The organism is Arthrobacter sp. UYCo732, from assembly GCF_040547265.1.
Taxonomy (GTDB): domain Bacteria; phylum Actinomycetota; class Actinomycetes; order Actinomycetales; family Micrococcaceae; genus Arthrobacter.
In genome coordinates this window covers 49,466-62,717 of record NZ_JBEPPJ010000007.1, presented here as the reverse complement: position 1 = coordinate 62,717, position 13,252 = coordinate 49,466, and the positions used below count along the sequence as shown (strand labels likewise).

General features: G+C 63.0%; 9 protein-coding genes. 6 read left to right on the top strand and 3 right to left on the bottom strand.

Features of this window, described 5'->3' with window-relative positions; all coding sequences use genetic code 11:
- Positions 1–59 precede the first annotated feature (59 nt).
- The 4 genes from ABIB45_RS11695 (at position 60) to ABIB45_RS11680 (ending at position 8,329) form a co-directional block, all read left to right on the top strand.
- A complete protein-coding gene (locus ABIB45_RS11695; protein WP_354216023.1) occupies positions 60–2,924 on the top strand; it encodes a PD-(D/E)XK nuclease family protein in 2,865 nt (954 codons plus the stop codon).
- Positions 2,921–6,277 carry a UvrD-helicase domain-containing protein gene (locus tag ABIB45_RS11690; RefSeq protein WP_354216022.1) on the top strand — a complete coding sequence of 1,119 codons (3,357 nt, stop codon included), beginning with the start codon at positions 2,921–2,923 and terminating at the stop codon, positions 6,275–6,277. The genes ABIB45_RS11695 and ABIB45_RS11690 overlap by 4 nt, the downstream gene beginning before the upstream one ends.
- Before the next feature lie 22 nt (positions 6,278–6,299).
- On the top strand, positions 6,300–7,979 hold the full coding sequence (locus tag ABIB45_RS11685; RefSeq protein WP_354216021.1) for a nuclease-related domain-containing DEAD/DEAH box helicase: 1,680 nt from the start codon (positions 6,300–6,302) through the stop codon (positions 7,977–7,979).
- Positions 7,980–8,104: 125 nt separating this feature from the next.
- Positions 8,105–8,329 carry a hypothetical protein gene (locus ABIB45_RS11680; RefSeq protein WP_354216020.1) on the top strand — a complete coding sequence of 75 codons (225 nt, stop codon included), beginning with the start codon at positions 8,105–8,107 and terminating at the stop codon, positions 8,327–8,329.
- A gap of 74 nt (positions 8,330–8,403) precedes the next feature.
- Here the strand turns inward: ABIB45_RS11680 and ABIB45_RS11675 are convergent, their stop codons facing one another.
- Positions 8,404–8,670 carry a hypothetical protein gene (locus ABIB45_RS11675; RefSeq protein ID WP_354216019.1) on the bottom strand — a complete coding sequence of 89 codons (267 nt, stop codon included), beginning with the start codon at positions 8,668–8,670 and terminating at the stop codon, positions 8,404–8,406.
- A 208-nt stretch (positions 8,671–8,878) separates the two neighbouring features.
- The gene (locus ABIB45_RS11670) at positions 8,879–9,505 is read right to left on the bottom strand and encodes a DUF4230 domain-containing protein (protein ID WP_354216018.1); all 627 of its coding nucleotides are present in this window, start codon (positions 9,503–9,505) and stop codon (positions 8,879–8,881) included.
- A 378-nt stretch (positions 9,506–9,883) separates the two neighbouring features.
- On the opposite strand from ABIB45_RS11670, the gene ABIB45_RS11665 reads away from it, so the two are divergent.
- Positions 9,884–11,044 (top strand): hypothetical protein, encoded by a 1,161-nt coding sequence (locus ABIB45_RS11665; RefSeq protein ID WP_354216017.1) that lies wholly within the window; start codon positions 9,884–9,886, stop codon positions 11,042–11,044.
- A gap of 66 nt (positions 11,045–11,110) precedes the next feature.
- Positions 11,111–11,722, top strand: coding sequence for an alpha-amylase family glycosyl hydrolase (locus ABIB45_RS11660; protein ID WP_354216016.1), 612 nt, complete (start codon positions 11,111–11,113; stop codon positions 11,720–11,722).
- A gap of 79 nt (positions 11,723–11,801) precedes the next feature.
- On the opposite strand, the gene ABIB45_RS11655 is transcribed toward ABIB45_RS11660, so the two are convergent.
- Positions 11,802–13,214, bottom strand: coding sequence for an amino acid permease (locus ABIB45_RS11655; RefSeq protein ID WP_354216015.1), 1,413 nt, complete (start codon positions 13,212–13,214; stop codon positions 11,802–11,804).
- Positions 13,215–13,252 lie beyond the last annotated feature (38 nt).

The window sequence follows — 13,252 nt, the reverse complement described above, 5'->3', positions numbered from 1 at the left end:
CATTGCTCGGCGACCTGCCGCATGCACCGAAAATTTCGACAACCAATGGGGATCACAGCATGACGACACAGCACTTTGCATCGGCTCAGGCCGCCCTCGCCGAATTGAAACGGCTGGTGCAGGAGGCGAAAGCGGGAGACCCGTTCGCGCCGGTGACCGTGCTCGTCCCCTCCCGGGCCAGCGCCCTCGATATTCCGCGCTATTTGGCGAGGAAGTCCGGCAGTGGTGTCGTCGGAGTCCGCGCATTCACGCTCATTGATCTGGCCATAGACCTCTTTGCACCGAGTCCGGAGGCCAGTGGCCGAGGTTTGTTGGACCCCATGATCCGGCAGGGCGCTCTGACGGCAAGTCTCGCCCGCAATCCTGGTGTCTTCAAGGAGGTTGCAGACCAGCCCGGCACGGCCGCAGCCCTGACGAGGACTTCCTCGGCGCTGGACGGTGTCAACGTCGACGCCTCGGCGTCACTGCCTGAACTTGTCCCGGACGTGCTTCGTCTGAACGACGCAGCCATGACCGCGCTCAAATCGGCGTACTTCACCGAGGCCGAGGCACTCTCGGGAGCGGCAAAGCTCCTTCTCAGCCAGCCGGGGGCTCTGGACCAACTCGGTACAATCATCGGCTTCATGCTTCCTGAGGGCCAGGGGCCCAGCGCCGAGCACCTGCTCGACACGCTGTCCGCTGCGGGCATGCAGTCGCTGGCGGCCGATGGTTCGGTCCGCGGGGTAGATAGCATCTACAGCGCTTCCGATTCCGACGATGAGTGCCGCGCCATCGTGCGCTCCGTTGCGGAGTTGCTCGGCTCCGGCGTCGCTGGGCATCGCATCGGGGTTTTCTACTCTGCGTCAGACCCGTATCGCTCCCTGCTGGCCCGCCGGCTGGATGAGGCCGGCATCGAGTTCAGCGGCCCCTCGGCTCAGCAACTTCGCGACTCGCCCCAGGCCCGCGGCTTGCTGAGACTGCTGCAACTGGACCCGAAAGCTTTGGACGTGAGGGCTGTTCTCAACACCATGGCCGAAGGCAGTGTCCACTGGAGCAACAATGATCTTCCGTCCGCCGCCGCCTGTGAGCGCCTGTACCTGAACCCGCCGCGAGACGAGGAAGCACCGGAGAGCGACGTGGTGCTGGACGAGGAGTCCCAGGAGCGAAAAGCCCGGAGACTGGCGGAGTTGGCCCAGTTCGTCAGTTTCCGCAACGCTCTGTCCGGCGGGTTGGCTCGCGTCGCGAAGGCCTCCTCATGGGCTGGGGCGGCAGCGGAACTCCGAGACTTCGTCCAGGAGTTCCTGGGCCCGCGCTCGGCATCAGAGCACCCGCGGGTCAGCGCCGCCCGGGCTGAAGTCTTAGAGATAGCAGACAGCCTGTCCCTGCTCGACGGAGTGGCGCCCGCTCCCAGCGGTGGCGCGTTGCGCACCGCGCTAGAACAAGGAATCAACCGCCGTTCCGGGCGGAGAGGAAAAATCGGCGTCGGGATCTCGGTTGGGACAATCGCCGACGGCGTTGGGCGGGACCTCGACGTCGTGATCCTGGCAGGAATGGCTGAGGGCCTCGCGCCCTCCAAGGTCCGAGAGGATCCGTTGCTCCCTGACCAGATCAAGGTCGAACTGGGCACCGGCCTTCCGACGGCGGAACAGAGAATTGCCCTGACACACCAGCAGTTTCTCGCGGCGCTGGCCAGCGGATCCCGGACGCTAGTGTTCTTCCCGCGCGGCAATCTTCGAGGCGGGGGATCCTACGAAATGTCCCGCTGGATCTCCGCCGGCTTCGAAGATCCAAAGTCTGTGGTGGAGCTCAGGTCTTACGAGCACGGAATCCGGACGGGCGCCGGAACAACAAACGGCTTGGCCCCCACCGCACAGGAGTGGCGGCTCAGGTCCTGCCTGAGCGGCAAACGCAATGAGCTTGCCTCCGACGACAGTGTCCTCCACCGTGCCCTGGAAATCCGCCACGACCGCCACCACGGCGCGTTCTCGCGCTTCAACGGGGATCTGTCGCGTTTTGCTGGAAGCTTCTTCAATCCGGCCAAGGCCATCTCACCCACAAGCCTCGAGGACTGGGCAACCAACCCCTTCAGCTACTTCATGAAGCGGGTCCTGAAGGTCAGCGTGTTCGAGGACATCCAATTGGAGCTGCAGATCAGTCCGATACAGCGCGGAGAGCTCATTCACAAAGCCCTCGAAACGTTTGTGCTCGGAGCAACCGAAGGTGGGCAAGCATCCACTGAGCAGGACCTCACTTCGATAGGCGAAATCCTCTTCCAGAAACCCGAAAACTCAGCGTGGCTCGGCCACCTCTGGGATCGGGATAGGAGCCGAATGCTCGCGGACCTGCGGCGGGTGTTCGCGGCGGACCAACGTGACGCTGCCAAGGGATGGACCTATCAGCAACCGGAGGCAGGGTTCGGGCCCGCCGAATACGGCAAGCAGTATCAGCATGAGTCGGTAAACCTGGCCCTGCTCGATGGACAGGAGATTCAATTCCTTGGCTTCGTTGACCGGATCGATCGGCACGAATCCGGGGCCGTCCGAGTCGTCGACTACAAGACTGGTGGCACCAGCAGATTCAAGGGAATGTCTCAAGCGGATCCTACGGCTGGCGGGAAGAAGTTTCAGCTGCCCGTCTATGGGCTCTTTGCGCGCAGCCTCCAGGCCGACACTGCAGTTCCGGTCCAGGCCCAGTACTGGTTTGTGTCACAGGATGCAGACCCGATTGGGTATGCAGTCGACGACGCGGTGCTCCATCAGTTAAGGACGGACGCCTCCGTGATCGTCTCCGCTCTGCATCGCGGCATCTTTCCGCACAAGCCGGAGGAGTCGAGTTTCTCCAACTTCACTAACCTGGCCGGCACCGCCGGCGCCAAACATACTTGGCAGCGGCTTTCCAAAACCTCCGAATTGGTCTCACTCGCTATCCTGAAGGACGACAAATGAGCAGCGCAACAGTTCTTCCCCCAGCTCTGGAACTGCGCGATGAAAGCCACCGCGTTATCGTGCGCACGATGCTGGACAAGACCGTTTTCGTCGAGGCGGGCGCCGGCAGCGGCAAAACCCGGGAGCTTGTGGAACGCATCTGCGCCCTGGTGGATTCCGGCGTCGAGCTCCGTGGCATCGCGGCCATTACATTCACCGAGAAAGCAGCCGGCGAGCTGCGGGAGCGAGTCCGCAAGCGGCTCGCCGCAGCTGCTGAGTCCCACGAGGCAAGGGAAGACACCGTGGCTCTGCGGGCGGCGGCCCTCAACCAGCTGGACACGGCACCTATCGGGACCATCCACTCCTTTGCGGCCCGGCTGATTGGCGAGAACCCAGTGGCGGCAGGTGTCCCGCCGATGATCGACGTCGTCGACGAGCTGCGGTCCCAAATTGCGTTCACCAAACGGTGGGAGGCAGTGATCGCGGCCCTGTTCAACGAGCCCCGCGCGGACAAGGCGCTGAGGGTGCTGCTGGCGGTCGGTGTCACGCTGGACAACCTCCGCGACCTCGGACGGGCCCTCGACTCAAACTGGGATCGTCTGGAGGACAACAGCCCGTCGGAGACCAGATACATCCCCGAGCTGAACGCCGGGCCGGTTATCCGGCAATGCTCTGAGGTCCTGGCCATGCGGGAACATTGCACCAATCCGAACAACGTCCTGCTGGCCAAAGGCCTGAGAGGGCTTGAGGCCTGGTTACTGCAACTCCAGGAAGCACAGTCCGCTGACGATCCGAACATGTTGATGGGTGTCCTGCGCAAAGTTCCGACTGCCCATCTCAAGGGCGGAGCCAAGGGTGACTGGCAGATTCCCGTCGACCAGGTGCGAAGTGCCGCACAGGATGTCGTGGCAAATGTCGCGGAGCTCATTGCGAGCATTGTGGGACCCTCGCTGGAGACCGTCACGTCCATCATGTCCGGGATCTTCCTGGACGAGGCGGGGAAACGTCAGCGGCGGGGTGAGCTGGAGTACCACGACCTGCTGGTCCACGCCCGCAATCTGCTGGTTGGCGAGGAGCGACGCGAGATCCAGGCCGCCGTTCACCGCCGCTACCACCACGTCATGCTCGACGAATTCCAGGATACTGACCCTATCCAGGCTGAGATTGCCCTGCGGATCTGCTCACACGAGGTGTGCGGTCCCAACGGCTGGGAGAAGCTCCCGATACCCGCCGGGCGACTCTTCACCGTCGGCGATCCAAAGCAGTCCATTTATCGGTTCCGCCGCGCTGACATCGCCACATATATGACGGCCAGAGGGCGTGCCGAAGCAGATACGGCGGCAGAGGTCGCACGGCTCAACACGAACTTCCGGTCCACTCCCGCCGTTCTTCGCTGGGTCAATCACACGTTTGAGCAATTGATCGAGGTCAACGGAAGCATCCAGGCCGACTATCAACCACTCCATGCCGACCCGTCCAGGCCCGAGGTAGACGACTCCACTGGTCCAGCCGTAGCCGTCATCGGACGAAGCGGAATGATGCCGGGCGCCGACGGAGAGAAGCCCAGCGCCCAGGCCCGGCATGCCCAGGAAGCCGCGGACGTGGCGGCAGCCATTGGTTTGGCCCTGGGTCACGGGGGCACGCCGTGGCAGAAGCAGTCCGGAGCCCCCTGCTACGCGCTCTCCAACCTGGAGTCCCGGGACATCTGCATCCTCCTGCCCACCCGGACGTCACTGTCTCACATCGAACATGCACTGGACTCGGCGGGCATCGAGTACCGGGCTGAAGCTTCCTCATTGGTCTACGGAACACAGGAGGTCCACGATCTGCTCCTCCTGCTCCGGTCCCTCGCCAACTCGGCGGACCAGGCGTCCCTGGCCCTAGCGCTGCGGACGCCCTACCTCGGCTGCGGTGACGACGACTTGTACGAATGGCACGCCGGAGGCGGGTATTGGAGCATCCATGGAACGGCTCCCGAGGCTTTGGCGGGATCGCCTGTCGCCCGCGCGCTGAGCTATTTGAAGACGCTCTCTTGGGATCTTTCCTACAGTCCCCCGTCGGAGATCATGGAAGGCATCCTGGCTGACCGCCGGGTGCTCGAGTCCGCGACGGACTCGCCACGCTACCGGGACGTCTGGCGCCGCTTGAGGTTTGTGGTCGATCAAGCGCGCGCGTGGTCCGAAGCGACCCACGGCAGCCTGCGCGACTACCTGCTCTGGGCCGCCGTTCAGCAAGAGGAGAATGCCAAGGTCAAAGAAGCCGTGGTCCCCGAGACAGACGCCCAAGCCGTCCGGATCATGACCATCCACGCCTCCAAGGGGCTTGAGTTCCCCATGGTGGTTCTGGCTGGGGCGGGCAGCACCAGAGGTGGCTCGTCGGACAAGGCCCTCTGGGACGAGTTCGGTCAGTTGCAGGTGCACATCTCGGGCAACATCGAGTCGGCCGGCTATCCCGAGGCCAAGAAGGCGGAGGCCGAACTGCTCGCTGCGGAGAAACGCCGGCTGCTCTACGTGGCCTGCACACGGGCCACCAGCCACCTCGTCGTATCCCTCTACAGCGGGGGCCCTTCGAGCCTCAGCGGCATGCTGGGCTCAGTCGACGATCCGGAAACGGTGCAGGAACTTGAGTTCCCCGAAGCGTTCCCCGCCCGCGTGAAATCCCAGCACGGAGTGTCTCCTGTACCGGCATTCGACGAATGGCAGGACATGCGTGCTCGGTGGGTTGCGCAGTCCGCAATTCCTGCCAGCACGTCTGTGACTGCACTGACCAAGGGCGGCGCTGTGCCGGCCGTCCAGGCGGCGGGTACGCGGGACGAGCCGCCGCAGGAACTGAGCTTCGCCGACGACGGCGCTGCCGCCGGTTCGCCATTCTCAAGCGGCGCCGTCGGGATGCATGGAGCTGACTTCGGCACGGCATTGCACCGTCTCATGGAAGTGTCAGGTCTGCAGGCCGATGACGGCTTCGGAGGCCTGGCCCGGACCGTGGCCCTGCAATTCGGGCTGGAGTCCGCGGCTGACCTTGAAGCCTGCGCCCGATCGGCGATGTCAGCTGTTCCCGTCCGACGGGCAGCCGAGCGCCGGCATTGGAATGAGCTGCCCGTTGCGGTTGAACGCGACGGGGTGGTGATCGAGGGCATCATTGATTTGTTGTACCGGGAGGACGACGGCAGTCTGGTCATCATTGACTTCAAGACGGATGTGCAAATGGCGGAGGCGACTCAGTCCGCATACTGGCAGCAGCTCAGCCTGTATGCCGAACTGCTCGCCGAAACCACCGGCGAGCGAGTGAGCGAACTCGTGTTGGTGCTGTGCAGGCCCAGCTTCGCTGACGTCCGTCGGCAGAAACTTGAGAATCTGTCAGTGCCGGTTTCCTGATGCGGCAGAGAGAGGTATAGCGATGAGATGCATTCCAGCCGAGCCTGAATTCGGCGATGGCCAGTTGGTCGAGAAAGCCGTTTGGGAAGCACTGAAGGCCAGCCTGCCGGAGGAGGCGGTGCTGGCGCATTCCGTCCAGGTTCGGGACGGCAGGTCAGAGCACGAAATTGATCTGCTGGTCCTTTGGCCCGGCGTCGGAATGGCCGCCATTGAAGTCAAAGGCGGCCAGATCTCCGTAGACGATGCCCAGTGGTACCAGTCGGACCGCAGCGATAAGCGCAAAATTCAGAGCCCCGTTGCCCAGTCGCAGGGTTCACAGCACGCCTTCAAGAACTGGATCAGCGGCCAAACCGGGTCTCGCCTGACCAGTCGATTCGCTTACCTCGTGGCCTTTCCCTACACAAAGGTTCCTCAGACTTGGAACATGGCTGGTTGCCCGCGAACCTTGGTCCTGGACCAGACGGATATGCAATCCGCCGCTGAACTTGTCCGTCGGGCAATCGAACAGGAGGGAGGCGGCGCTACTCCACTCGCCGCTGCCTTCACTGAACGAATCGTTCGCCAGCTAAGCGGAACTCTCGAGCCCGCCGGAGACCACCAGGACCCCGCGCAGGACGAGTACGTGCAGGACCACCTGACGGAAGGACAGGCAGTGCTGCTCCGCGCAACGCGGTCACTGCGCCGTGTGCAGTTCACCGGAGGCGCCGGCAGCGGTAAGACATGGCTGGCTGTCGAAAAGGCAAAAGTGCTCTCCAAGTCCGGGAAACGGGTTGGCCTGTTCTGCTACAACAAGGGCCTCGGACAGTACCTTCAGGATCAGGTAGAGCCATGGCGCCAGGCAAAGCCGGTGTTCACCGGGGAGTTCCACGACTACGCCCGCGGGCTTGGCGTGCCGGACGGAGTCGGCCAGGCCTACTTCGATGAGGACATGCCCCGGCAACTCAAGTCACTCGCTGCCACCATGGACGAGTGGCTGAAGCTGGACGCCGTCGTTGTTGATGAAGCTCAGGACTTCGCGCCACTGTGGTGGGAAGCGCTGTTGGCTTGCACGAAGGACCCGGACACCAGCGAAGTCTTCGCGTTCCAGGACGATCATCAGGACGTCTACAGCCGTTGGACCGGTGCCTTGGGAGATTCCGGTCATCCGGCGGTTGGTCTGGTGCCCATCCACATTGACGACAATCTCCGGAACACCCGAAAGATCGCGGACACATTCAAGTCATTCGCCGGCGAGCATTTCACTCCGCGAGGCAGCACGGGATTGCCTGTCCGTCGAGTTGAATGTGCCACCGAGGACGCCCTGGATGTGGCTGAGGACTGTGTCGATGCCCTTATCGAGGAGGGGTGGGCGAACAACCAAATCGCCTTGTTGACGACCAAAGCACGGCATCCCATCCATCGAGAGTTCTTCGAGACCGGCACGACCGCGGACTATTGGCGCGAGTTCCACGCGAACGAACGAGAATTCTACGGCCACGTCCTGGGCTTCAAGGGTCTGGAGCGCTCCGTCGTAGTGTTGTGCGTGAACGGTTTCAAGGAGCCTAAGCGTGCGGCGGAGCAGCTGTATGTGGGGCTCTCCAGGGCACGGAGCCTCCTGGTCGTGGTCGGCGACTCCGGGTTGCTGGCGGAGGCAGGCGGTTCTGAACTCGGTCGGATTCTGTCGAGAGCGCAGATCTGGAGGCCCGCTGACGTGTCGAGATGAGCGGCCGCAGATGCCGGTCCTGACTGGATGATGTCCGACCCCTGACACACAATGTTGCGTATTCACAATGACAAGGGGGAAAGATGGCGGACGGCTACGAAATCTTTGATACTGGGCACGGATCAATGAAACGCACCCATTACCGGCTGAACGCCAAGGAAATTGACCAGGTAATGCGCGCAGTGCGGGCGCTACGCCGAAGTAGCGCCGCCGAGGCGCGCCAGATGCTTCTCAAGGGGTCGGGGCGTAATGTCCAGACCGTCCCAGAACTCTACGACGTCGAACTCGGCAGGGTCCTCGACTACTTGGAGAGGCAAAGGCGCATCCGACGGTCATCTGGCCAGCTCTGACGAGCAGGCTGCCAGCACTGATTCATCCGCCTCGACTCATTTCGGGGTGTCGAAGGCCTGATATGGGCCGAAAGTCACCACCAGCGGTGCCGGCACTCCGGGTTCTGGCACGCCCACTCGGGTGTGCCGATCCCCGTTTTGCCGGTGGCGGGGTATTCACGGACAACCATGTCGATGCAGCAGCCTGCGAACTCGATGTTCTCTGGCATTGCTTCGCGCGCCGACGGCATGATCATCCCGTACTCGATTCGCCAGGCCTCACTGCCGCACATCGGGCATATGCGCGTGGCAGCGCGTTTCGTCTTCGATTTCGGGCCGGAGGTCGTTTCGTCGGGAGTCATGGAAGCACTGTAGGCCCCCAGTCCGACACATAAGAGCATCTACGGGATTTACAAAAAGTTCTAAGCTCCTAAAAAATTTTTGTAACTTAGCGCGAGGTGCCGGCCAAGCGTGGCTTTGATCGTTTCCGGGAGGGTAATGGCGTCGTTAGAGCTGCTTTCCGCTCCTCCGTGAGCCTTTCATCCGGCCAGGAGGGTCCGCTGTGGGCCTCTACCCTGCGAAATCAAAGTCGAGGGTAACTTCGGGAGCGACACTTGCGATAATCCCGGAGTAGTACGCCTTGGCCTGCTCTTTCAAGGCTTCTTCATTTTGGGAGATGTACTTCTGCTTATTCTCATTACTGAGAATGTTGTTGACCATCCGCGTTTGGACGGCTGGCTCGGCCAGCCAGCTAAGCGGGTTGCCGCTCTCGAGAGCATCCTCGAACACGGGATTGTCAAAGCCGATGAACTTGGATTCAGGGATAGTCACGCGCAGCGACTCTGGACCGGTTCGTTCGACCTTCACCTTCGCGCCGTCGACGCCCAATTTCGCGTCGAACTTGTACTGGAGCAGAGTGGTTTTCTCGCTCGCGGGGATAGCCACGCCGAAAATTTCCCTATTGCTTTCGTACCTATCGATGCCCTCGATGTGAAGGCTGAGCAAGGCGACCTCTTGCACTCGCGTGACGGCTTGAACCACCTGGGAATCACGTTCGCTGGAGCTGCTGGTGAACAGGGACTTGAGGGCGAGTGCGTTAAGTCCGCCGGATGCGAATGCGGCGGCCGCTCCCCCACCCAGCAACACCAAAAGCAGCGCGGCCGGCCAAAGCAGCACCCGGGCTTTGAAAAACTTCATGACGATTCAATCTCCAGTTTCGTTCGACGCGGAGGGGTCCTCGAATTCCGTGTTTTGGAAAGACGTCGGCTGTCCGCCGCCTCAAGGCTCCTCGAACTTTATACATAGGCGAAGATCACTCTGTCGTGGCACGCCCAGCCGCCCACGAAATTAGTCTGAGCGCCGAGGGTCGAGCAGGAATCTGTCGACTGGCTGACCCAGGGCCACGGCGCCGTCGGTCGGCACTTGGAAGTCCGACGATGGTGCACCTCCGGGAAAATCTTCTCCTCGGGGCGTGCACCAAAGGATGAGCGCCTCGTTGGGTTAGCCTGATAAAAGTTCAGCGGCCTGTCTGTCGGCAACCGCGCGCATCATTGCACCTACCGGGGGGATTACGCCATGCCTGAAACTCCGACTGACGTAGTCGACGATTTCGATACCGTCGACAGTGACGAGCCCACTGACGGCGACCGGAAGGTCGTGGAGGATGAGCGAGCCGAGTTGCGGGAGTTCATTAAGAGGTTGAGCCCCGACGACATCAAGTCGGGCGGCTGGTTCACCAAGCTCATCGCTCACGCACTAGGCTCCTACACTGACAAGGTCAATTGGCAGTACTTCCAAGAGCGCTACCGAGGTGTGCCCGCAGATGCCATCGTTGATCAGCGGATCAAGATAGCGACTCGGTACGCCGCTCTTGAAGGTGGGCTCTCCGCCAGCGCTTACTCTGCGGCCGTCATCACTACTATGGGGAGCCTTGGGGGCTCCTCGCCTGCGACTGTCCCGGCCGCCATCGCGACCGTTATGGTCGACGTCGCGTTCATCACGCAACTGCAGCTCCGTCTGGCATACGACGTCGCAGTCCTCTATCGGGTGCCGCTCGATTTGTCCGACCCTGAAGACACATGGAAACTCATCCGCGTGGCGCTCACGATCAAGAGTGGCGAACTGGTTCGTGGCGGCGTGACCAGAGCTGTCCCGGCTATTGTGCGGCCACTGATCAAGCGCTATTACTCCGGCGCGGTCCTGGCCGCCGCCAAGGGGCTTCCCTTCGTCGGCAAGTTTCTCCTGCAGCGAAGTGTCATCAAGATCGGCATCCCCCTAGTTGGGATTCCCCTCTCGGTGGTCATGAACCGCTACTCGACGCTGCTTGCGGGTCGCCACGCACAAGCCGTCTTCCGCAACGAAGCGCGTGTGATTGAACTCGCCGAGAACACGATCAAGGGCAGTCAGCATCCTCAGCTGATGCTTTGGGTTGCGTGGCTGGTGATTATGGCGGACGGCAAAATTACCGACGACGAGACTCTCTTGTTCCGTAACCTCGTGAGTCTGGTCCGGGACCACCATCAGGTGGTGGATGAGGAGCTCGCCCGACTAGTTGATATCGACCCTGCCGAGGTGTGGCGACGCCTAGACAACGAGCCGGGGGATCTGTGTGAAATCCCCGGTATCGCCGAACGGGTGGCTTCTGTGGATGGTGCGCCAAACAAATTTGAGAACGCAGTAATCGCCGAACTGCGAGATCGGTGTAAGAGCCGGGCTAAACACCAACGGGGCGGCTAAAACTGGCAGAGGAGCCCGTTGTTCTAGGCGGCACTGGCGGCCGGACCGGGCTCGCCGGAGCGGGAGATGTTCCACTTTATCCGCGGTCCCGAGGGTGACGCTTCCCCGAACAACTGGCAGAGCGTGTTCGGCGGCCGGGCGTGGAGCCGCGCCAATCCCGCATCCGCGACAGACCGCGACTGGTACCTGCACCTTTTCTCCGCCGGCCAGCCGGACTGGAACTGGCGCAACCCGGCCGTCGGCGACTACTTCGACGGCGTGCTGCGCTTCTGGTTCGACCAGGGCGTGGACGGGCTCCGCATCTACGTCGCGCACGCGCTGTTCAAGGCCGAGGGTTTGCCGGATGCGCCCTCGGAGGGCGGCGTGGTGGACGGGCTGCGGTCCAACCCGCAAGTCTCGGACCAGGAGGAGGTCCACGAGGTGTACCGCCGCTGGCGCGCCCTGGCCGAGAAGTGTGAGCCGCACCGCCTGCTGGTGGGCGAGGTCAACCTGGAACCGGCCCGCGCCGCCCGCTACACCCAGGCCGACGAGATGCAGCAGGCCTTCGCGTTCGCGTTCGTGAAGCTGGGCTGGGACCCGGAGTCGCAACGCCGCATGGATCCTCACATCCTGAAGCCTGCTGCAGCGCCGGATCTTTCTGGAGTGGCCGACACAGCCAAGGCCAGCCACCCCAGATGAACCCGTAGGGCGCGCCCGGCCAGACCGGACGCGCCCTACGCGTGCACCGGACCCGCGGGGTGGGTCCGCAGCACGCGATCTAGTCGATCAGCACCGGTTCCTTGGCACGCTCCGAGGATTCCCCAACCCGCGCAACCTTCCGGTTCCGCTGGTTCAGCCAGCAACCCACCGCAAGAAGCGCGACAAGCCCAAATGTGCTCAGGAGCTGGGGACGGGAATCCTCGCCGATGAAGCCCACCGTGAAGATCGCCGCGAGGATCACCAGACCAAACATCGTCAGCCACGGGAAACCAGGCATCCGCAGGGGAAGCTCCGTGCCCTCACGGTCGGCGCGGAGGCGCAAGGCGAGCTGAGCCAGTAGTGCGGACGTCCACACCAGCAGGCACGTCGACCCAACGATGTTGAGCAGGACGGGAAGGACCATGCCGGGGAAGGCCAGCTCCAGCACCACCGTGACAACACCGAAGGCGACGCTGGCCAGGACGGCAACCACCGGAACCCGGGCCTTTGACACCGAGGCAAGCAGGCGCGGTGCTTCACCGCGATCCGCGAGGGAGTATGCCATCCGTGACGCACCGTAGAGATTGGCGTTGAGGGCCGAGAGCAGCGCTGCGACGGCCACCAGGGTGATCGCGGTGGCTGCGCCGGGCATGCCGGCGGCCTCCAGCACGGCAGCGAACGGGCTCTTCAGCCCCGCCGAACCCACGGGAACCACGGCCGCAATAATGAAGATGGAACCGATGTAGAAAACCAGGATGCGCCACAGCACCGTGCGGACCGCTTTTTTCACGCTGCGGGCAGGCTCTGCGGTCTCGGCGGCCGCCACGGAGACAATCTCAGTGCCGCCGAACGCGAACGCCACCACGAAAAGCGCCGTCGCAATCCCGGCAAAACCGCTGGGCGCGAACCCTGCACCCGTGAAGTTGGACAGGCCCGGCGACTGCACGCCCGGCAGCCAGCCGAAGAGCAGCGCAGCGCCCACCACAAGGAACCCGACGATTGCTGCCACCTTGAGCAGGGCGAACCAGAACTCGAATTCACCGAAGTTCTTCACGCTGGTGAGGTTCACGGCGGTGAGCAGCACGATGAACACGAAGGCCATCAGCCACACCGGCAGGGCCGGGAAGATGGTGGCCAGCAGGCCGGCCGCGCCGAGCGCTTCGGCGGCGATGACCACCACGAGCTGCAGCCACCAGAGCCAGCCCACCGTGGCACCGGCCACCGGTCCGTAGGCCTTGGCGGTGTAGACGGAGAAGGCTCCGCTGTCCGGGTTGGCGGCGGCCATCTCGCCGAGGGCCCACATCACCAGGATGATCAGGGTGCCGGCCACGAGGTAGGAGATCAGCACGGCCGGTCCGGCTGCCTGGATGCCGGCGCCGGAGCCGATGAACAGGCCCGCGCCGATGGCGCTTCCGAGGCCCATCATCGTGAGCTGCCGGGGTTTGAGTGTGGCGCCGAGCGGGCGGCCAGACGTCTTTGTCTGTTGTTCCATGGGGAGTCCTCTGGTTGTGGAACGGATGGATAAGGTTC